Below are 20,768 nucleotides of genomic sequence, written 5' to 3'. Positions count from 1 at the left end.
CTCGGCCGAAAGCTCAAATCTTCCTCAATATTCACCTTTCAGCCACGGTTGGTATGCAACAACGGCCCCTCATTTGGGGGCCCCTGAACATGCGCGCTGCGGCCGCAATACTCATCACTTTGCTTCTCGCCGGCTGCGCCGGCAACGAAGCACCGGTCCAGCAGCCGTCGATGTATGCCGACATGTCGGTCCCGGGCACCAAGCTCGATGCGCAGGCGGCAGCGATCATGATCTCGCAATACCGCCAGAACAACGCCCTCGGCACCGTCGTGGTCGACCCCGAACTGATGCGGCTCGCCGAATCCCAGTCCCAGGCCATGGCGGCGGCCAACAAGATGGACCATGACGTCCGCGCACCGCTGGCCAAGCGCCTCAGCGCGGGCGGCTATCCGGCGACGGTGGCGGTCGAGAACGTCTCGGCGGGCTATCATACGCTGGCGGAAGCGTTTTCCGGCTGGCGCGACTCGCCCCCGCACCGCGCCAACATGCTCAAGGGCGGTGTCACAAAACTGGGCATCGCGGCGGGCTATGCTCCTGGCACCAAATACAAGGTGTTCTGGACCATGATCCTGGCCGCGACCGACCCCCGATAAGCCAGACTTGATCCCGGGATGCATTGACGCCGCGGCGGACTGTCGCCACGGTGGCTCGCCTTTTGCTATTGTTCCCAGATGACAGATCATAGCCCGGAAGTCGCAACAGTCCCCGCGAAGGCGCAGCGCGTCCTGGTCCTCCAGGGCGGTGGGGCGCTCGGCTCCTATCAGGCCGGCGCCTACCAGTCGCTGTGCCATTTCGACTTCGAGCCGGAATGGGTCGCCGGCATCTCGATCGGCGCGGTCAACGCCGCCATCATCGCCGGCAACGAGGGACAGACCCGCGTCAAGCGGCTCAAGGAATTCTGGGAGATGGTGTCGGCGCCGGTGCCGTGGAAGCCGATCGGCAAGAGCGATCACAGCCGCGAGCTGTTCAATTCGACCAGTGCCGCATTGATCGCGACCTTCGGCGTGCCCGGTTTCTTCACGCCGCGCATTCCGCCCGCGCCGCTCTGGCCGCCCGGCACCAAGCAGGCCGAGAGTTATTACGACACCGCGCCGCTGAAGAAGACGCTGGAGCGCCTGGTCGATTTCGATCGCATCAACGATCTGAAGACGCGCCTGTCGGTCGGCGCCGTCGGCGTCACCTCGGGCAACTTCAAATATTTCGACAATTACGAGTTCAAGAAGCTCGGCAAGACCATCGGCCCCGAGCACATCATGGCCTCCGGCGCGCTGCCGCCGGGCTTTCCGTCCGTCGTGATCGAAGGCGAGCATTACTGGGACGGCGGCATCGCCTCCAACACGCCGCTCGACTACGTGCTCGATGCCGAGGTCAATCGCGATATGCTGATCTTCCAGGTCGATCTGTTCAGCGCCCGCGGCGATCTGCCGAATTCGCTGCTCGAGGCGACCGAGCGCGAGAAGGACATCCGCTTCTCCAGCCGCACGCGGATGAACACCGACAAGAACAAGCAGCTGCACAACGCTCGCAGGGCCGTGCGCGACTTGATCGGAAAATTGCCGGACTATCTGAAGAACGACCCGTCCGTCGAATTCCTCGCGAAGGTCTCGCGCGAAAGCACCGTCACCGTGGTGCACCTGATCTATCGCAGCAAGAACTACGAATCCTCGTCGAAGGATTACGACTTCTCGCATGTCGCCATGGTCGAGCATTGGGAAGCCGGCGTGCGCGATGTGCATTTGTCGATGCGCCATAAGGACTGGCTCGAGCGGCCGCAGTCCGGCGAGACCATGGTGACCTACGATCTCACGGGGGACGTCACCGCGCCCCCGCCAAAAAGGAGCGAATAACATGGGTAGTCTGTCAGGCAAGAACGCCGTCGTGACCGGTTCGACCAGCGGCATCGGGCTCGCCTATGCGCGCGCCTTCGCCGCCGCCGGCGCCAATGTCGTCATCAACGGCTTCGGCTCGCCGGAAGACATCGAGAAGGAGCGCGCCAAGATCGAGTCCGACTTCGGCGTGAAGGCGGTGTATTCGCCGGCCGACATGACCAAGCCCGCCGAGATCGCCGGGATGATCGCGCTCGGCGAGAAGTCGTTCGGCTCGGTCGACATCCTCGTCAACAATGCCGGCATCCAGTTCGTCTCGCCGATCGAGGAATTCCCGGTCGAGAAATGGGACCAGATCATCGCGATCAACCTGTCCTCGGCTTTCCATGCCATCCGCGCCGCGGTGCCCGGCATGAAGAAGAAGGGCTGGGGCCGTATCATCAACACGGCGTCGGCGCACTCGCTGGTCGCCTCGCCCTTCAAGTCCGCCTATGTGTCGGCCAAGCACGGCATCGCCGGACTGACCAAGACCGTGGCGCTCGAGGTCGCGACCCACAAGATCACCTGCAACTGCATCAGCCCCGGCTATGTCTGGACGCCGCTGGTGGAGAAGCAGATCCCCGACACGATGAAGGCGCGCAACCTCACGCGCGAGCAGGTCATCAACGACGTGCTGCTCGACGCGCAGCCGACCAAGGAGTTCGTCACCTCCGAGCAGGTCGCAGCGCTCGCGCTGTTCCTGTGCGGCGACGATGCCGCGCAGATCACCGGCACCAACCTGTCGATCGACGGCGGCTGGACGGCGGAGTAGTTCGCTTCAACCTATAACGCTCGGTCATGCCCCGCGAAAGCGGGGCATCCAGTACGCCGCGGCTTCTCGGCTAATCACCGCTGTCTCTGCAATACTGGATCGCCCGGTCAAGCCGGGCGACGACAGTGAGAGTGGGGTGCAACCCTTGGCCTAATGCGTCCAGGCCAGGGCCGTCACGATCGCGGACGACAGGTTCAGCTCCGCGAACATGATCTTGCCGGCGACTACGAACAGCACGCAGGCAAGCGTCAGGCGCAGCACCGTCTCGGGGACGCGCGTCGCACTGAGACTGCCGACGATGATGCCGGGCAGCGAGCCCAGCAGCAGCACGCCCATCAGTGCCCAATCCACATCGCCAAGCGCCCAGTGCCCAATTCCGGCAACCAGCGTCAGCGGCACCGCATGCGCGATGTCCGAGCCGACGATGGTCGCCATCGGCAGGCGCGGATAAAGCAGCAGCAGCACGGTCACGCCGACCGCGCCGGCACCGACGGACGAGATCGACACCAGCACGCCGAGCACGATGCCGGTGACCACCGTCGCGATCGCCGTGGTGCGCTCATTGACCTGCTCGAGGCGCTTCCGATAGCGCTCCATGAGGGCCTTGCGGAAGATCAGCGAGGTCGCGGTCAGCAGCAGTGCAAAGCACAGCACCAGATTGACCAGGCTGCGCTCGGAATCGCTCCTGAGGTCGAGCTTCCACAGCACGAGCAGCGTCAGCGCACTCGCCGGGATGCTGCCGCAGGCGAGCCGCAGCACGGCGGGCCAGTGCACGCTCCGCGACCAGCCATGCACCACGCTGCCGCCGGTCTTGGTGGCGGCGGCATAGAGCAGGTCGGTGCCGACGGCGGTGGAGGGGTGGATGCCGAACAGCAGGATCAGCAGCGGCGTCATCAGCGAGCCGCCACCCACGCCGGTCATCCCGACAAGCAGGCCGACGCCAAATCCGGAGGCGACATAGAGCGGATCAATCATGTCTGGGGAATCTTAGGTTTATCTCGTCGGTTGGGCAATATGACGTAGAATAAAATTTCCCTGAAGCGCAACCGCTTGGGTTGAATAAGAAAAATCTTGCTACAGGCGGCGGGCGGGGAGGGGGTTTTAGTCGCCGCCGCGCAAGGCGCGAAACAGCCATTCTCCAGGCCGGCAACCGGGTGGCAGCGCCTATTTGCCAAACGCCAGCACGTGCAGGCCGAGCCGCTGGCGCACGATCCAGAACAGCAGCACTGTCTCGAATGTCAGCGAGATCGAGGTCGCGGCCGCGGCGCCGTGACCGCCGAAGCGTGGCACCAGCGCGATGCAGAGCACGAGGTTCATGACGAAGGCCAGCGCGTAGGCCAGCGCACAGATCTTCTGCTGGCCGAGCATGTTGAGCAGGCGCTCGACCGGTCCGATCGCGGCGCGCACCACGAGGCCGATCGCGGCGACGAACATGATGTCGTAGCCGACCGTGAATTGCGGGCCGAACAGCCAGAGCAGCGGCTTGCCAAGCGCAAGCAGCACGATGGTCGCTGCCAGCGACGGCCAGAACGTCCAGTTGATGGCATGCGCGACATAGGCCGACAGGCGCGCCTTGTCGCCGAGCGCGTTGTACTCGGCGAAGCGATGCGCTGTGGTCGCCGACATCGCGTAGTGGATGAACGAGACCAGGGCGAGCGTCTTCACCACCGCGAAATAGACACCGACCTCGTCCGATGGGCGGAACTGCTGAAGCACCAGCACGTCGGTATAGGACAGCAGCAGGTAAAAGCTCTCGACCAGCAGGATCGGCAGCGAGACGGCGAGCCAGCCACCGATGTCGTAGGTCTTGGGGCCCGGCTCGATGTGATCGGCGAGCTTGCGGTTCAGCACCACCATCTGCCCGGTCATCGCGATCCACACCGCGCCGGCGCTCGCGACCATCGCGGCGACCGCGCCGAGGTGATAGCCGAGCAGGAAGGCAGCGGCCGTGATGCCGATGATCAGCGCCTGGCGGATGATGAATTGCGGCATCAGGCCGAGCTGCATCCAGTCATGCGAGCGCGCGATGCCGTCCTGGGTGTTGGCGACGACGAAGGCGGGCAGCGTCATGCAGCCGATATAGAGCGGCAGCACCTTGGCTGGATCGATCCAGGGCGAGAGCAGCTTGACGATACCGGCGAGCGCCAGCGACACCAGCGTGGACACGGCAAAGGTCAGCCAGCGGCTGCCGGAGAGAAAGCCGCGCAGCAGCGCATGCTCGCCGCTGGTGCGATACTCCGGAATGATCTTTTGCGCTGAAGCGGAGGTGCCGAAATCCATCATGCTGCCGAGCAGCAGCACCCAGGTCCAGACATAGACATAGATGCCGTAGTCGGACGTCCCCATCCAGCGCGCGAGCAGAACTTGCGAGAAATAGGCGAGGCCCGCGCTGATCACCCGGATGATGAAGATGGTGCCGGCCAAGCGCCGCGTCAGCGACGCTTCGTTCGATCCGCCCGTCAGCTTCGCGCGCAGCCGCGCGATGAGGCCGGCAGGTCCGGTCGTTGCGGGTTCTGCATCCATCACGGCCAATTCGAGATCCCCAGGGCGTCCGTATCAGGCGTCCCGCATGCTGCGGCAGGCCTGATGCGGTAGCCCTTGGGGATTAGCAACCATTCGTTAAGATTGGGTTGGGTGAGGCATGCTGCCGCTCCAGCCACCGGCGTCGTCCCCGCCTAGTGCGCAATTGCGCACGGGGGGCGGGGACCCATAACCCCAGGGAGAAATGTTGCGCTGGCTGGTAACTCCGAGTCCTCGCCAAACCGCTCCCTGTGGCTATGGGTCCCGGGCTCGCGCTGCGCGCGCCCCGGGACGACAGCTGAATATGTGGCGCTGGCAGCGCAACTCAGCTCCCGCTCACTCCAAATTCGTATTGAACTCGTACGATTTCTCGGGCGCGACGAGCGTGAACTTCAGCGCCGCTCCGTCGGGCTTGGCGCCCGGCGGCAGTCCATCGAGCTCGAAGGAAAATCGCTGCACACCGGGCGGGCTGCGCTCGACCGGCGCCGGAATCGGCAACGCCCAATCGAGCGTCGGCCCTTCCACGAACAAATTGACGCCGCGGCTATCAGGCACGACCACGTCGACCACGACATTCTTGGGACCGTCACGTTTGACGTCGCGGATGGTCAGCGGATTGGGATCACCGATCGTGGCAGGCTTCGGCACGGTGTCGAGCGCGGCACGCAGATTGGCGTCCTCGGTCGAGGCGACGTTGTTGAAGCCGAGCTCGACATTGGCCTCGACGGGAACGCAGAGCTTCTCGCACACGGCGTAGTTGATCTCGGCGCGCAGCGTCACCGGCTTGTCGGGCGCCTTGGGCACGATGCGCAGAGGTAGCACGATCTGGCCGTGATAGCCGATCGAATGCCCGCCCGCGCCGTCATCGAATTTCAGCGGCGCCGGCCACATCACCGTCACCGCTTCGACATTGTCCGACTTGGAGAAATCGAACCGCGGCGGAACGCCGGAATCGCCGGGGATGCGCCAGTAGGTCTTCCATCCCTGCTGGAGCTGGAAGGCGATACCGCCGAGCAGGACAGCGCCGCTGCGCGATCCCGCCAGCAATCGCACTGCGGAATGGCCGTCGCGCTGCCAGGGCGAAGCGTCGTCGGCGCGGGCTGCGAGCGTCACCGACGACGCAAGCAGGGTTGTTGCGACGCCAAACGCCGCATGCAGGGGAACTCTTGTCAGCATGGCACGTCTTTACAGGGTCGCCCCTGGGCAAACCATTGAATTGCTTGTGATGGATGCACCTGAATCAAGTCTATGCAAGCCTTGATTTGACAGCAGCCCGGCCCGACATCAGGATAGTAATCGAAACCGGAGTGCTTCACCGATGGCTCCCACAGGCAAAAGGACGGGCGAAAGCACCCGCAGCGCGGCCCCCGCGCTTCCCAGCTCGGCCGGCTATCTCGACGGCCAGCTCCTGATCGCGATGCCCGTGATGGGCGATGAGCGCTTCGAGCGCTCGGTGATCTATCTCTGTGCGCATTCCGCCGAGGGCGCGATGGGCATCATCGTCAATCATCCCGCCGGCAGCATCGACTTCCCCGAGCTGTTGCAGCAGCTCGGCATCATCAAGAAGGGCGAGCACATCAAGCTGCCGGAGAACGCCGAAAGCATGAAGGTGCTGCGTGGCGGGCCGGTCGATACCGGCCGCGGCTTCGTGCTGCATTCCAGCGATTTCTACATCGAGAACGCGACGCTCCGGATCGACGACGGCGTCTGCCTCACGGCGACCGTCGACATCCTGCGGGCGATCGCCAACGGCTCCGGCCCGAAGCACGCCATCCTCGCGCTTGGTTATGCCGGCTGGGCGCCGGGCCAGCTCGAGACCGAAATCCAGAGCAATGGCTGGCTGCATTGCGATGCGGATTCGGATTTGATCTTCGGCGACGATGTCGACGAGAAGTACGGACGCGCGCTGCGCAAGATCGGCATCGATCCCGGCATGCTCTCGAACGATGCGGGACACGCGTAGCTGTTGCGCCAACCTCCGCTGTCGTCCCGGACAAGCGGAGCTTCTGGCAACGCGTAGCGTTGTCCAGAACGGAGCGCAGATCCGGGACCCATAATCCCAGGAAGTCGTTGTTGAAGCGGGCTGGTCACCACTAGTCTTCGCCAAACCACGGCTGTGGTTATAGGTCCCGGATCTGCGCTTCGCTTTGCTACGCTTGTCCGGGACGACGGCGGAATTTGTGGCTACTCCAATGCCGCCTACTCCGCCGCCTGCTGCTGTACCGTCGGCTCTGTCCCCGCCACCGTCGCGCGGCGCATGTCGCGGGGCTGGGACTGGTCGTAGCGGCGGACGCGATGCATGGTCTGGCGGTTGTCCCACATCACGAGATCATGCAGCTTCCATTTGTGGACGTAGATGAACTCGCCTTGCGTCGCATGCTCGTTCAGATCGCGCAGCAGCAGCCGGCCCTCGGGGACGCTCATGCTGACGATCTTGCCGGCATGCGATGAGAGGTACAGCGACTTGCGGCGATGCACCGGATGGGTGCGCACCAGGCGTTGCAGCACCGGCTTGAACATCTGCTTTTCGTCGTCGGTGTACTCGGTGAAGCCGAGCGATCCGCGCGAATACATCAGCGAGTGCTCGCAGACGAGATCCTCGATCTCGGCCTTGGTGTCGTCAGCGAGCGCGTCATAGGCTGCGCGCATGTCGGCGAACTCGGTATTGCCGCCCTTCGGGTTCACCACCCGCGCCGACAGCAGCGAGAGTTTTGCGGGGATCGGGCGAAACGAGCTGTCGGAATGCCACAGGCAGTTGCCGAGGTTGAACAGATGCGCGCGACTGTCCTTCGCCAGCGGCTTGCCATCCTTGCCGAGATTGGAGACGTCGTTGAGGCCCGATTGGAGCCGGTAGTCCTTTTCCTTGGTCACGGTGCCGCCGCGCGCGTCGTCGCGCTGGCCGAAATTCAGCGCGAAGGCCATCTGCTGCTCGTCGGTGATGTCCTGGTCGTGGAAGACCAGCACCGCATATTTGTCCATGGCTGCCTCGACCTCGCGCGCCTCGGCCTCGGTGAGAGGCTTTCGCAGATCGAGGCCGGAAACCTCGCCGGCAAAATGTTTCTGAAGCTGCCGGATGGCGATCGTCATGGTGTTTCTCCCGCGAACCGCGAGCGGTTGGTCCCGCTCTGCCGGTGAAAAAGCTACTCCCGCGACCGGACTTGTCAACGCTCGGCGCGCATATCTCTTAAGCGTCATGGCTCTCACGCGTTGCGCGCCATCAGGCCACCGTCGACAGGGATCACCGCGCCGGTGAGGAAAGACGCAGCCGGCAGGCACAGGCTCAGTGTCATATGCGCGACCTCCTCGGGGTCGCCGTAACGGCCCAGTGCAGTGCGGCGCTTGGCGTAGATGGTCTTGTGCTCTTCGGAGATGCGGTCGGTGATGGCGGTGCGGATCGGGCCCGGGCAGATGCAGTTGACGGTGATGCCTTCGCGGCCGAGCTCGACGGCGAGCGAGCGCGTGAGGCTCGCCACGCCGCCCTTCGCCGCCGAATAGGGGCTGTGCAATGCGGTGGCGCCGAGCGCCTCGGTCGAGGCGATGTTGACGATGCGCGGGCTCTTCGACTTGCGCAGGTGCGGCAGCGCGGCGCGGACGATGCGCGGATGCGCCGTCAGCATCACCACGATGCCCTTGGCCCAGGCGTCTTCGTAAGCCTCGTCGTCGATCGCGACGCGCACGGAGATGCCGGCATTGTTGACGATGATGTCGAGCCCGCCGAAATGCGCCGCGACATCGCCAACGACGCGCTTGATCTCGCCGCCATCGGCGACATCGAGCTTCCACGCCTTCGCGGATCCGGCGTTCGCGGCAATCTCCTTGGCAACGGACAGCGCGCCCTGCTCGTCAAAGTCGGTGACGGCAACGTTCGCGCCTTCAGCGGCGAACACGCGCGCGGTGGCGCGCCCCATGCCGCTCGCCGCACCCGTGACGAGAACGGTCAGGCCCTTCACCGACCGGCTGAGCTCCTTGAATTCGGACATGCCGTTTCCTCGCGTCTCTTGTTTCTTGTTTTGAGATGGACAAGGCTGGCATCGATCCGCAGACAGGTCAAACAAGCAAGACAAAAGGGGAGGCCGCGATGGCGAACGAGCTCGATTTCTCAGGCAAGCAGGTGCTGGTGGTCGGCGGTTCCAGCGGTATCGGCAACGGCATCGCGCAAGCCTTTCGCGCCAAGGGCGCGCAAGTTGCAGTCTGCGGCACGCGTGCTCATCCCGCGGAATATTCGGCGCAAGAAGGCTCCGATCTCACGGGTCTTTCCTATGCGCAGCTCGACGTCGGCAACGCCGGCGCGGTGGAAGCGTTCAAGCCGTCTTTCGATCGTCTCGATGTGCTCGTGCTCGCGCAGGGCGCGGTGCTCTATCGCCGCGGCGAGTTCGAGATGGCCGGCTTCCGCAAGGTCGTCGAGGTCAATCTGATGAGCCTGATGGCCTGCGCGACGCGGTTTCACTCCATGCTGCGCGATAGCAAGGGCGCGCTGATCATGGTGTCCTCGACCGCAGCCTATCATTCCACCATGGGCAATCCCGCCTACAACGCCTCGAAGACCGGCGCAGTCGGACTGACGCGGACGCTGGGCGAGGCCTGGGCCGAGGATGGCATCCGCGTCAACGGTATCGCGCCCGGCCTCGTCGACACCAAGATGACGAAGGTGACCACCGACAATCCCAAGCGGCTCGAAGGCGCGCTGTCACGCATTCCGCTGCGGCGATTGGGCACGCCGGCTGACATGGCGGGCGCGGCGCTGTTCCTCGCCTCGCCGCTGTCGTCCTACATCATTGGCCAGACGCTGGTGGTCGATGGCGGGCTCATCCTGTAGCCCGGATGGAGCGACTGGCCCGCCGTAACCCGAAGAGCGCAGGCGGAAGCGTAGTCCGGACTACACACTTTCGCAGAAGCTTGGAACTGCGCTGCTCCTGATCGGTTACTTGGGTTGACCCCCGAGGAGGAGCAACATGGACAAGGATCGGATCGTCGGATCGGCCAAGGAATTCGCTGGGCGCGCAGAAGGCGCCGTCGGTGATCTCGCTGGCGATGCGCAGACACAGGCGTCAGGCAAGGCGCGGGAAGCCGCCGGCACCGTGCAGAATCTCTACGGCCAGGCCAAGGATGCCGTGCGCGACGCCGGCGAGACTGCGGCCGGCTACGCCAAGGACGCCTACGACAAGCCGGCCGAGACCTTGCGCGACGGTTCGCAGGCGATTGCCAAGAAGGTGCAGGACAATCCGCTCGGTGCGCTGCTGATCGCCGGCGGGATCGGCTTCGCACTCGCGCTTATGATGTCGCGTCCCGCCCGTCGCCCGCCGCCGCGCTGGCGCTATTACGGTTGAGCCACCGCCCGAATTTTTCGTGCCCCGGACGCAATGCGGCCTAGGCGATGCGTAGCATCGCCCGGTAACGCCGTTTTGCTGAGCCGGGGCCCATTCTTTGGTGAATGTCGCAGTGCTGGGTCCCGGCTCTGCGCAGCAGCGTTACACGCTGCAGCGCGTCCGGGACACGAGATCTCAATTCAGAAAAACTACCGGAACATCTCCGCCGATCGCCCGACGTTACCAGGCGGGCGCGGGATCGCGGGATTGGGATTACGCGGCGCTGGTGCGAATTGACGCGGCGGTGGCTGCGGAGAGCCGAAGCCGAAGAAATCGCGGAATGCCGGCGTTGCCTGGGCCGGCTGCTGCGGCTGCTGCACCGGCGGCTTCTTCGGCGCGAGTCTGGGCGGCGCGATCGCGGCGGCAGCGCTTGGCGTACCGGGAGCAGCAGCAGCACCATCCGGCGTCGTAGCAGCCATCGGCGTATCGCCCTTGGCCTGCTCGCGTCCGACTTCGCGGCGCGGCCAGGCATAATCATCGGCACGGCCGGCGGGCGCGGCCAGCGGCTCACCCTTCACCATCGTCTTCGCGGCGAGCGCATCGACGGCGGCGGGACGCGAACCCGGTCCGCCCAGCAATTGATCGGCCGAGATCGAGGCCGCAACCAGCGGCACGATCGGTCCCGCCAGCGGCCGCGGCGCGGGCTTGCCGGGCTCGGCGCTGGTGTCGGGGGTCGCAGGCTCGCTCGGCAGCGCAATCGGGCCGGAGCGTCCGGCGAGCAGGCGCGTGATCTCGCGCTCGACATAGTGGGCGAGCTTGCGTGCGCCGGGTTTCGTGAAATAGACGCCGTCATAGCTGCGAAGCTGGCGGATCTGGCCCTCGAAGTCCGGGCCCTTCTGGAGGAAGCGGCCGGCTTCGTCGACAAAGCCGTCCCAGACATCGACATAGGTGATGCCAGCCTTGGCCGCGCCTTCGCGATAGAGCGAATCCAGGAACAGCATGTCCGCCGTGCCCTTGGGGCCGCGGATTGCGGGCAGGCCGACCCAGAGCACCGGCACGCCCTTGGACTTGAGGACGTTGGCCAGCTCCTCGATCTTCTTGCCGTAGAGCTCGACCCAGCGCTCGTCGCGGAAATCGTAGAGGCCGTTCGGGTTGCGCGCGGTCTTCTCCGGTGTTGCGACCGCCGGCGTGTCGGCGTTGTCGGCATCGTCCTGCGGCAGGTCGGTGTCGGCGGGCTTGTCGTCCGGCTTGGCGGCGGTGTCGGGTTTAGCATCGCCCGGCTTGGCCGGTGACTTGGCGCGCGCGCCCTTGTCGTTCTTCTTGTCCGTCGCCTTGTCGGATTTGTCGGGTGCGGCCTCGCGGATCGAGATGCGGTCGTTGAGGCCGAGCATGACGACGATCACATCAGGCTTCTCGGTCTCGAGAATCCCCTTCGCTGCCGCCGCCCAGTCCGCGGGCTCACCCTTCGGCTGGTACTTGATCAGGCCGGACGTGGTCTTGTGCTTGCGGATCACGCCCATGTCGGGCTGCTCGGTGTAGGCGTCTTCGAGGCCGTAGGCGAGCCAGTCGGCCATGGCGTCGCCGATCACCAGCACGTTCTTGTCGGGCGTGGTGTCGCGCTTGGCTGGTGCCGGCGCGCGCGAAAAATCCTGGCGCGGCGCCTGCTGCTGCTGCTGGAATGGCGCGAAGAAGTCGCCGCCGAACCAGCCGCCGCCTCCACCGTTTCGCGGTGGCGGGGCCTGCCGCTGCGGCGGGCCGCCGAAGCCGGGGAAGTTGAAGAACTGCGCCGAGGCGGGTCCCGCGACGGAGACCAGAATCGCAAGCGCCGTCCCCAGCGCGATCAGCGGGCCGGTTTCGGTCAGCGCCTTGAACAGGGACTTCTTCGACATGCGATCTCAGGCACGCGCAATGGGGATTGGGACAGGCTCGATATAATAGCGGAATCAGGCGTCAAACGGGCAGATTCTCTTTGCGGATTCTTCTGTCATACACCGGGGAGCAGCCGTCCCGGTCAAGGCGATTGGGCAAAATCGCTGTTCAGGGTTACTTTCGGGCCGGTTTTACCGCCCGCGGAGGCGATCCAGCACGTCCGAGGAGGCGAATCCATCGGCGGGGACCCCGATCGAGGCCTGGAAATTGCGCAGCGCCTCCCGGGTCTGGCCGCCGAATTGGCCGTCCGGGGTGCCCTTGTAGAAGCCGCGCTGGGCCAAGAGCTGCTGGAGTTCCAGCCGCTCGGTGCGGGACAGCTCGCGCTCCTGCCGCGGCCAGGGCTGCACGAAGGGCTGGCCGCCGCGCAGGCGGTCGGCGAAATGGCCGATCGCCAGCGCATAGGCCTCGGCCGGGTTGTACTTCATGATGACGCGGTAATTCTGCAGCATCAGGAAGCCCGGGCCCTGCGCCCCGGCGGGCGCCAGCAGATAGGCTTTCTCGGCCGGATGCGGGAAGGGCTGGTTGGTCGGGCGCTTGAGCCCGAGCTTCTCCCACTGCGCCATCGTCATCGCCTTGGCGCGATCGGCCAGCATGTAGTTGAAGCCCTGCGGCACCACGACCTCGTAGCCCCAGGTCTGGCCGGCCTGCCAGCCGTCCTTCTTCAGATTGTTGGCGGTCGAGGCGATCAGGTCGGTGGGATTGTCGACGACGTCGCGCCGTCCGTCGCCATCGCCATCCACGGCAAAGCGCTTGAACGCGGTCGGCATGAACTGGGTCGGGCCGAAGGCGCCGGCCCAGGAGCCGCGCATCTGCTCAGGCCTGAGATCGCCGCGGTTGAGGATCTCCAGCGCGGAGAGAAACTCGTCCCTGAAATAGGCTTGGCGGCGGCCGATGCAGGCGAGCGTCGCGGTCGATTGCAGCACGCTGCGGTCGCCCATCTGCGTCGAGTAATTGGACTCGATGCCCCAGATCGAGGCGATGATGTAGCGGTCGACGCCGGTGGCCTTTTCGGTGGCATCGAACTGCGCCTTGTATTTGGCGAGGACCTCGCGGCCCTTGGCGAGGCGGTTGTCGTTCACGAGGATGTCGAGATAGTCCCAGATCGACTTGGTGAACTCCGGCTGCGAGTCCATCAGGTCCATGATGCGCAGATCGGGTGAGAGCCCCGCCGTGAAACGCTGGAAATTCTCCTGCGTGATGTTGCGCCGTGCGGCATCGGGCCACATCCCCGCGACGCAATTGTTGAAGTTGGAGGCGGCCTCGCGGATCGCAGCGGCCGTCATCAGCGGGTGGCCGGAGGCGCCGTCCTCGCCGGTCCATGGCAAGGCGCCGCCGGGGCCGGGCGGGGCTTGCGCAGGCGCCGGATTCGGGCCGGAGAAAATACCGCCGAACAGGTTCGACAAGCCGTTCTGCGCCTGGGCGTGCGCGCTGACAGGCAGCAGCACAGCGGCCGCAAGCATCATTGCGCCGGTCACAAATCCAGCACGTTTCGCCAGCGCTGCCACTGATTGCATCATACCCTACCTGTCCGGCCGAAAATCCGCCTTCAGGAGGCCCGGTACCGGTTGCCAATAGCTTAACAAAGGTGAAATTTTGGTGTCGGCCTTTTTCTCAACTCTGTGAGCGCGAGGCCCCACATCCGCCTTTGTTAGCGGCTGCAAACAAGCTAGCAAGATACCATTGCTCCCTTCACGTCCTCAGGTATTCGATCTGTCCCATGAAAATTCGCAAAGCCGTATTCCCCGTCGCCGGCCTCGGCACCCGCGTCCTGCCCGCCACCAAGGCGATGCCGAAGGAAATGCTGACCATCGTCGACAAGCCGCTGATCCAGTACGTCTATGACGAGGCGAGGGAAGCCGGCATCGAGCACTTCATCTTCGTCACCGGCCGCAACAAAAACGTCATCGAAGATCATTTCGACAAGATGTTCGAGCTCGACGCGACGCTCGCCGCGCGCGGCAAGAAGGCCGAGCAGGACATCCTGGCGCAGAACCAGCCGGAGGCCGGCGCCGTCAGCTTCACCCGCCAGCAGGCGCCGCTCGGTCTCGGCCACGCGGTCTGGTGCGCGCGCGACATCGTCGGCAACGAGCCGTTCGCGGTGGTGCTGCCCGATGAGCTCGTGCTCAACACGACCGGCTGCCTGAAGCAGATGATCGAGACGGCTTCAACGCTCGGCGAAAAATCCAACGTCATCGCGGTCGAGGCGGTGCCCGACCATCTTACCCATCAATACGGCATCTGCGGCGTCGGCAAGCGCACCGGCAAGATGTTCGAGGTCGACGGCATGGTCGAGAAGCCGGCCAAGGGCACCGCGCCCTCCAACCTCTCCATCACCGGCCGCTACATCCTCCAGCCGGAGATCTTCAAGATCCTTGAGACCCAGGAGCGCGGCGCCGGCGGCGAGATCCAGCTCACCGACGCCATGATCGGCCTCGCCAAGTCGCAGAAATTCTACGGCGTCGAGTTCGAGGGCGAGCGCCATGATTGCGGCTCCAAGCCCGGCTTCCTCCGTGCCAACATCGCCTACGGCCTGAAGCGGCCGGAACTGCGCGATGGGCTGATTGCGGAGATGAAGAAGTATCTGGGGCAGTAGCGCTCCACTCGTCATTGCGAGGAGCGAAGCGACGAAGCAATCCAGGCTGCCTCCGCGGAGACAGTCTGGATTGCTTCGCTTCGCTCGCAATGACGGAGGGGGCCCCTCACGCCACCAGCGATAGCTTCGGAAGGCTCGCGACCACGGACTGGTTGCGGCCGCCGGCTTTCGCCGCATAGAGCGCCTTGTCGGCGGCGGCGACCAGGACCGGCCAGTCCAGGCCGGTGGTAGGAACCAAGCCTGCAATCCCGCAGGAGACCGTCGACATCGCCTGGTCGTCGGACCAGCCCTGCACCTTGCCGCGGATCGTCTCGGCGACATTGAAGGCCTCGGCGGCCGAGGTGTTCGGCAGCAGCACTGCGAATTCCTCGCCGCCATAGCGCGCGGCGCAGTCGCCGGACCGCCGCACCGAATCGGAAATGCAGATCGCGATGCCGACCAGCACCTGGTCGCCGGCCTGATGGCCGAACGTGTCATTGTAGGCCTTGAAGTGATCGGCATCGATCATCAGCAGCGCGACCGGCGTCTTCTGGCGCATCGCGCGGCGCCATTCGACGTCGATGACCTGATCGAACTTGCGGCGGTTCTTCAAGCCGGTGAGCGCATCCGTCGTCGCCATCTCCTCGAGCTTGCGCTCGGCATCGGCGCGCCGGCCGATCTCGCGGGCGAGCACCAGCGTCGAGGCCAGCATGAACAGGATGAGCGCCAGGACCACGGCGCCGATGCGGTAGGCTTCCTTCTGCCAGAGCTCGAACACGGCGGCGAGCGGCTTGCCTGCCACCACGAACAGCGGACCCGGGCCGGTGCTGCGGACGTAGAGGCGCGGCGTCGCGTCCACCGGACCCTGGCCCGCATAGGACCCGCCGGCCTTGAGATTGTCGGCCTTCCAGCTCTGCTGCGTCCCGAGATTCTTGCCGATGACGTCGAGATCGAACGGCCGCCGCATCATGATGGTGCGATCGCGCCTGAGCACGGTGATGGTATCGTCGGGATCGAGGTTCAGGCGCTCGAACAATTCGTGGAAATAGCTGAAACGGATCGAGCCGGTGACGACCCCCAAGAAGCCGCCGTCGGTATCGCTGATGCGCCGGCTCAGCACGATGGAATAGGCGCCGCGGAAAAGCATCGGACGGCTGATGAAGAGGCCGGCGTCGGGATCGTCGCGATGAACCCTGAAGTAGTCCTCCTCGCTCCGGTTCTCCGGCAGGGGATCGAGCGTGGAGGCGTCGATGGTCAGCCTGCCCTCGGCATCGAACACCTGGATGGCGCCGAAGTGCCGCGCCGTGGTGGCGTGATCGAACAGGATCAGGTGACGGATCGGCTTCGAGACCGCGTTGATCTCCGGCAGCAGCATGTTGCTGGCGACCGCCTTCAGGGAGAGATCGTAGATCTCGATGTTGCGGCTGATATCTGCTTCGATGGAGGTGGCCAGATTGTCCAGCGTCTGCCGAGCGAGGGCCTCCTCGCCGCGGCGCATGTCCAGCATGACGTTGACGCAAATGGCGGAAAAGCCGATCACCGTCACGACGGACGATATGATCTGCAGCTTCGCCGAAATCCGCCACGGCCGGCGGGTCGTGACGTCGCGCCATCCAGACTGCATCGATTGCTCCCGACACTAGTGGATGCGCCCGAAATCTTGCGTAGTGTTTAAGCCGGGACGGCGCTGCCACAATGAGTTAAGAATTGGTTTCCGCGGGCATCGCTTTTGGGCAGCGGAGCTGGGACGAGAGGACGATTGTGAACGATTACGACGCGCTGCGGGATTACCTGATGCGGCAGAAGCAAACGGAATTCGTGCTGAGTTTCGAGCAGATCGAGGAGATCATCGGCTCGGCCCTGCCGCGGGCGGCGAATCGCGCCTCATGGTGGGACAGCCTCCGCAGCCCCGACATCCAGATGCCCCAGCGCGAAGCCTGCCTCGCCGCGGGGTTCGTCGCGACGCGGATGCCGGACGGCCAGAGCGTGCGCTTCACCAAGAAGAAGCAGCGCAGGTGAGCTGACGCTACATGATTTTGCGCTGGCTAAGGGGGATTTTTGGCGCAGCCCTGATTGCAACAGGCGTGCTGTTCGCGCTCGCCTTCGAGGCTCGCTACTGGCGCTGGCGCGACTGCTTCAACGAGCTCGGCCGCTGTTACGACCCGGTAACGCAGGATGTTTATCTCGAACAGGCGGGAATGGTCTGCGGCGGTCTTGCCGCGATCTCGCTGGTGGGGGGGGTGTTTGGTCGCGGGGCTACGACGCAAGCCAGGGTAGGTCAGCTGGACGCGGTGCGCCGCAAGCGCGAGACGGGGGGCGTTAGCCCAAGTGTAGAACCACGGCCTTCATTGGCGATTATGGGGCCAGCGTTCGTCATGGGCTCGTATCAGGCATCTGGTCGTCTGCCGGTCGCAGACGCGCACGCATGTGTTCTGGCGCCCTCGAACGTCACCGGCCCCGCCGGTGTAGTCGGCACATGTGCCGAGGCAATTTGCGCCTCGATCCTCGCATCGTGCGGCTGTCACTGCTTCGGCCGATGAGGCGAGGAACACTCCGGTGCCGATGAGGGTCATCGCGTAGAAAAGGTGCCGAGTCATCCGTGACTCCTGAGAAAGACGCGTGGTCTGCTCATTCTGAGAACGACAGCTGCGAGCCCAGTGACCTCGATGAGGAAGCCGTTCTGGATCGAATGCTGCGTGCCATCTTTCATGGTGGTCGAGCAGGGCCCATTGATCTGGATCAAGCCCGGCATAAGCGCGCCAGTGCGGCACCCCGCTCGCTTTGCGAGCGACCCTTTCCGGGAGGAGAGCGGAAGAAGATAAGCGCTAGCTCGCCGCTTCCAGCCGCACTTCCGTGAGCAGACGCATCGCCGCGTCCGCGTCCATGGGCTCGCCGAAGGCGAAGCCCTGCGCGTATTCGCAGCCCATCTGGTAGAGTTCGACCGCGTCGGAGTCTGTCTCGGCGCCTTCCGCGACCACGTCCATGCCGAGGTCATGCGCGAGCGCGATGATCGACTTCAGGATCACCGGACGGGTGCCGCGGTTGGTGGTGCGCACGAAGGACTGGTCGATCTTGATGGTGTCGAACGGGAAGCGCTGGAGATAGGCCAGCGAGGAATGGCCGGTGCCGAAATCGTCGAGCGACAGCCCGGTGCCGAGCTCGCGGATGCGCGTCAGCATCTGGGCTGCGTGCTCCGGGTTCTCCATCACCAGCGATTCCGTCAATTCCAGCTTCAGCGTGCCTCGCGCCACCGAGGAGCGCGACAGCACGGTGCGGATGTCGTGGATCAGATCGTGGCGCAGCAATTGCCGCGAGGAGACGTTGACGGAGGCGAAGATCGGCTCGCGCGAGCGCATCGCGCGCTGCCACACCGAAAGCTGCTTTGCGGTCTGGTCGAGCACGAACATGCCGAGGTCGACGATCAGGCCGGTCTCTTCCGCGATGCTGATGAATTCCGACGGCGCCATGCGTCCGAGCTTCGGATGATCCCAGCGCACCAGCGCCTCGAAGCCGGCGATCGAACGATCCTCCAGCCGTACGATCGGCTGGTACAGGATCGTGAGCTCCTGCCGCTCGATGGCGCGGCGCAGCTCGCTCTCCAGCGTCAGGCGGTCGGTCTTTCGCGCGCGCATCGCCGGCTTGTAGACGTCGATGCGGTCGCCGCCGATCCGCTTGGAATGATACATCGCAAGCTCGGCGTCCTTGATGATCTCGTCCGTCAATTGGGTCTGCGGATCGGAGAGCGCGAGCCCGATCGAGGCGGTGAGAAAAATCTCGCGGTCGTTGAAGGCGATCGGGGCGCGGATGGTCTTGCGGATGGTCTCGGCGAAGGCGGTGATGCGGGCCGGGTCTTGCTCCGAGAGCAGGATCAGGCCGAACTGGTCGCCGGCAAGCCGCGCCAGCGTGTCCTGCGGCTTCAGGATGCGGGTGAGGCGGCGGGCCAGCGTCAGCAGGATCGAGTCGCCGACCGCGATGCCGACGGAATCGTTGACCTGCTTGAAGCGGTCGAGGTCGATCACCATCAGCGTCGGCCGCAGCGTCGGCATGGTCTTGGCGAAATGCGCGACCGCACCGAGCCGGTCCATGAACAGTTTCCGGTTGGGCAGGCCGGTGAGGTTGTCATGCACGGAATCGTGCAGCAGGCGCTCCTCGGCGTTGCGCAGCTCGGTGACGTCGGTCAGCGTGCCGACCACGCGCGAGACCTCGCCGTCCGAGCCGACCACCGGGCGCGCCTTCAGCGCGAACCACATGAAATGACCGTCCGGCGTGCGCAGCCGGAAATCCTGCACCAGGCGGCCGCGGCGCTGGTCGAGCACGCTGTCGAGCGCGGCGCGGAACCGGTCCTGGTCGAGCGGATGCAGCACCTCAAGCCATGAGGCCGCCGGGCCTTCCAGCGTGCCGCGCTTGAGGCCGAGCAGGGCTTCGGTCTCGGGGCTGGTGAACACCTTGTCGGCGGAGACGTCCCAGTCCCAGATCAGATCGCCGGAACCGGCCAGTGCCAGCGCGCGCCGCTCGATGTCGGAGACGACGCCGGTGGTGGCGCTGCCGCCGGCAAACGCGTGCTGCATCACCGTAAAGCCGATCAGCATCACGATCAGCACGAGGCCGCCGAGCAGAGCCGGGCCGACGATGTCGTTGGTGACGGAGCCTGCGACCGTCATGCCGGCCGCGACCACCCAGACCACCAGCAGGAACCAGGTCGGGATCAGCAGCACCGCGCGGTCGAAGCCGTGGGTGGAGAGGTAGACGATCAGCGCGAAGCCCGCGAAGGCGATCAGCACCAGCGACATGCGGGCGATGCCGGAAGCCACCGCCGGGTCGAACAAGGCGAGCGCCACCAGCGAACCCAGGAAGGCGAGCCAGAGCACCGTAATGTGCGAATAGCGCACGTGCCATCGACTGAGGTTGAGATAGGCGAACAGGAACACCAGCAGCGTCGCCGCCAATATCGCTTCACCCGCCGCGCGCCAGATGCGCTCGGCGTTGTTCGACATATCGAGCACCTTGCCCCAGAAGCCGAAATCGACGCCGATATAGACCAGCACCGCCCAGGCCAGCGCCGCGGCGGCCGGGAACATGATGCTGCCCTTCACCACGAACAGAATGGTGAGCACGAGCGCCAAAAGCCCGGAGATGCCGATCACGATGCCCTGGTAGAGCGTGAAGGAATTGACCTTGTCCTTGTAGGACTCGGGCTCCCACAGATAGAGCTGCGGCAGCTTGTCGGTGCGCAGTTCCGCGACAAAGGTGACGACGGCGCCGGGATCGAGCGTGATGCGGAACACGTCGGCGGTCGCGCTCTCCTGACGCTCGGGGCGGTCGCCGATCGAGGGCGTGATGGTCGCGATGCGCGACAGCCCGAGGTCGGGCCAGAGCAGGCCCGACGAGACGATGCGGTAATGTGGGGCGACGATCAGGCGGTCGAGCTGGTCGTCGGTGTTGTTGGCGAGCGCGAACACCACCCAGTTCTGGCCGCCCTCGCGGGCGCGCACCTCGATGCGGCGGACGATGCCGTCGGTGCCGGGCGCGGTCGAGACCTGGATTCGATCGGCGTCACTGCGCTGATGCTCGAGCACGCCGGTGAGGTCGATCGCGGGCGCGTCGCCGCGGACGCTAACGGCATCCAGCGCGCGCGCCTGGGACGCGGCGACGAGAATCATGAGGCCCAGCGCTATGGGCGCGAGGCACCTGATCAGACGCAAGGTCGGTTCTCCGCGTTCGACGCAAACTCTTCAGTGCAAGATGGTCAGTGCAAGGCGTTTTCCGAACGGAACAAGATGGTTCGGCGCGTCGCGATAGATGCC

At 65.0% G+C, this 20,768-nt stretch carries 18 protein-coding genes; 9 read left to right on the top strand and 9 right to left on the bottom strand.

Features of this window, described 5'->3' with window-relative positions; translation table 11 throughout:
* The first annotated feature begins 89 nt into the window (after positions 1–89).
* The 3 genes from J4G43_RS46260 to J4G43_RS46250 all read left to right on the top strand — a co-directional run bounded on the left by J4G43_RS46260 (position 90) and on the right by J4G43_RS46250 (position 2,637).
* Positions 90–593, top strand: coding sequence for a CAP domain-containing protein (locus tag J4G43_RS46260; protein WP_208088817.1), 504 nt, complete (start codon positions 90–92; stop codon positions 591–593).
* A 78-nt stretch (positions 594–671) separates the two neighbouring features.
* The gene (locus tag J4G43_RS46255; RefSeq protein ID WP_208088816.1) at positions 672–1,847 is read left to right on the top strand and encodes a DUF3734 domain-containing protein; all 1,176 of its coding nucleotides are present in this window, start codon (positions 672–674) and stop codon (positions 1,845–1,847) included.
* Between the two features lies 1 nt (position 1,848).
* Complete coding sequence (locus J4G43_RS46250) at positions 1,849–2,637, top strand: 3-hydroxybutyrate dehydrogenase (RefSeq protein WP_028157423.1); 789 nt, start codon at positions 1,849–1,851, stop codon at positions 2,635–2,637.
* Positions 2,638–2,787: 150 nt separating this feature from the next.
* Here J4G43_RS46250 and J4G43_RS46245 read toward each other — a convergent pair whose 3' ends face one another.
* The 3 genes from J4G43_RS46245 to J4G43_RS46235 all read right to left on the bottom strand — a co-directional run bounded on the left by J4G43_RS46245 (position 2,788) and on the right by J4G43_RS46235 (position 6,333).
* A complete protein-coding gene (locus J4G43_RS46245; protein WP_071916674.1) occupies positions 2,788–3,612 on the bottom strand; it encodes a sulfite exporter TauE/SafE family protein in 825 nt (274 codons plus the stop codon).
* Positions 3,613–3,801: 189 nt separating this feature from the next.
* Positions 3,802–5,169: a flippase gene (locus tag J4G43_RS46240; RefSeq protein ID WP_408581395.1), complete on the bottom strand. Its 1,368-nt coding sequence runs from the start codon at positions 5,167–5,169 to the stop codon at positions 3,802–3,804.
* 324 nt (positions 5,170–5,493) lie between these two features.
* Positions 5,494–6,333 carry a protein-disulfide reductase DsbD domain-containing protein gene (locus tag J4G43_RS46235; protein ID WP_208088814.1) on the bottom strand — a complete coding sequence of 280 codons (840 nt, stop codon included), beginning with the start codon at positions 6,331–6,333 and terminating at the stop codon, positions 5,494–5,496.
* Between the two features lie 142 nt (positions 6,334–6,475).
* Between J4G43_RS46235 and J4G43_RS46230 the strand changes: the two genes are divergently transcribed.
* Positions 6,476–7,120, top strand: a complete 645-nt coding sequence (locus J4G43_RS46230) for a YqgE/AlgH family protein (protein ID WP_063981003.1) — start codon at positions 6,476–6,478, stop codon at positions 7,118–7,120.
* 236 nt (positions 7,121–7,356) lie between these two features.
* Here J4G43_RS46230 and J4G43_RS46225 read toward each other — a convergent pair whose 3' ends face one another.
* Positions 7,357–8,244, bottom strand: a complete 888-nt coding sequence (locus tag J4G43_RS46225) for a TauD/TfdA dioxygenase family protein (protein WP_208088813.1) — start codon at positions 8,242–8,244, stop codon at positions 7,357–7,359.
* A 113-nt stretch (positions 8,245–8,357) separates the two neighbouring features.
* Positions 8,358–9,137, bottom strand: coding sequence for an SDR family NAD(P)-dependent oxidoreductase (locus tag J4G43_RS46220; protein ID WP_208088812.1), 780 nt, complete (start codon positions 9,135–9,137; stop codon positions 8,358–8,360).
* Between the two features lie 98 nt (positions 9,138–9,235).
* On the opposite strand from J4G43_RS46220, the gene J4G43_RS46215 reads away from it, so the two are divergent.
* Together J4G43_RS46215 and J4G43_RS46210 are read left to right on the top strand one after the other, a co-directional pair.
* Complete coding sequence (locus J4G43_RS46215; RefSeq protein ID WP_208088811.1) at positions 9,236–9,973, top strand: SDR family NAD(P)-dependent oxidoreductase; 738 nt, start codon at positions 9,236–9,238, stop codon at positions 9,971–9,973.
* Positions 9,974–10,109: 136 nt separating this feature from the next.
* The gene (locus J4G43_RS46210; protein ID WP_208088810.1) at positions 10,110–10,484 is read left to right on the top strand and encodes a CsbD family protein; all 375 of its coding nucleotides are present in this window, start codon (positions 10,110–10,112) and stop codon (positions 10,482–10,484) included.
* 188 nt (positions 10,485–10,672) lie between these two features.
* Here J4G43_RS46210 and J4G43_RS46205 read toward each other — a convergent pair whose 3' ends face one another.
* Positions 10,673–12,352: an SGNH/GDSL hydrolase family protein gene (locus tag J4G43_RS46205; RefSeq protein WP_208088809.1), complete on the bottom strand. Its 1,680-nt coding sequence runs from the start codon at positions 12,350–12,352 to the stop codon at positions 10,673–10,675.
* Between the two features lie 171 nt (positions 12,353–12,523).
* Positions 12,524–13,909 carry a lytic murein transglycosylase gene (locus J4G43_RS46200; protein WP_208088808.1) on the bottom strand — a complete coding sequence of 462 codons (1,386 nt, stop codon included), beginning with the start codon at positions 13,907–13,909 and terminating at the stop codon, positions 12,524–12,526.
* Positions 13,910–14,109: 200 nt separating this feature from the next.
* Between J4G43_RS46200 and galU the strand changes: the two genes are divergently transcribed.
* A complete protein-coding gene (gene galU / locus J4G43_RS46195; RefSeq protein ID WP_014498169.1) occupies positions 14,110–14,985 on the top strand; it encodes a UTP--glucose-1-phosphate uridylyltransferase GalU in 876 nt (291 codons plus the stop codon).
* A gap of 106 nt (positions 14,986–15,091) precedes the next feature.
* Here galU and J4G43_RS46190 read toward each other — a convergent pair whose 3' ends face one another.
* Positions 15,092–16,588 carry a sensor domain-containing diguanylate cyclase gene (locus tag J4G43_RS46190; RefSeq protein WP_208088807.1) on the bottom strand — a complete coding sequence of 499 codons (1,497 nt, stop codon included), beginning with the start codon at positions 16,586–16,588 and terminating at the stop codon, positions 15,092–15,094.
* 137 nt (positions 16,589–16,725) lie between these two features.
* Here J4G43_RS46190 and J4G43_RS46185 point away from each other — a divergent pair, with 137 nt between their 5' ends.
* Together J4G43_RS46185 and J4G43_RS46180 are read left to right on the top strand one after the other, a co-directional pair.
* On the top strand, positions 16,726–16,983 hold the full coding sequence (locus J4G43_RS46185) for a DUF7662 domain-containing protein (RefSeq protein WP_028148420.1): 258 nt from the start codon (positions 16,726–16,728) through the stop codon (positions 16,981–16,983).
* An 11-nt stretch (positions 16,984–16,994) separates the two neighbouring features.
* Positions 16,995–17,504, top strand: a complete 510-nt coding sequence (locus J4G43_RS46180; RefSeq protein WP_208088806.1) for a hypothetical protein — start codon at positions 16,995–16,997, stop codon at positions 17,502–17,504.
* Between the two features lie 285 nt (positions 17,505–17,789).
* On the opposite strand, the gene J4G43_RS46175 is transcribed toward J4G43_RS46180, so the two are convergent.
* Positions 17,790–20,666, bottom strand: coding sequence for an EAL domain-containing protein (locus J4G43_RS46175; RefSeq protein WP_071916666.1), 2,877 nt, complete (start codon positions 20,664–20,666; stop codon positions 17,790–17,792).
* Positions 20,667–20,768: the final 102 nt, after the last annotated feature.

Source organism: Bradyrhizobium barranii subsp. barranii (assembly GCF_017565645.3).
In the GTDB taxonomy this organism is placed as follows: domain Bacteria; phylum Pseudomonadota; class Alphaproteobacteria; order Rhizobiales; family Xanthobacteraceae; genus Bradyrhizobium; species Bradyrhizobium barranii.
This window is presented reverse-complemented; position numbering and strand designations above follow the sequence as displayed.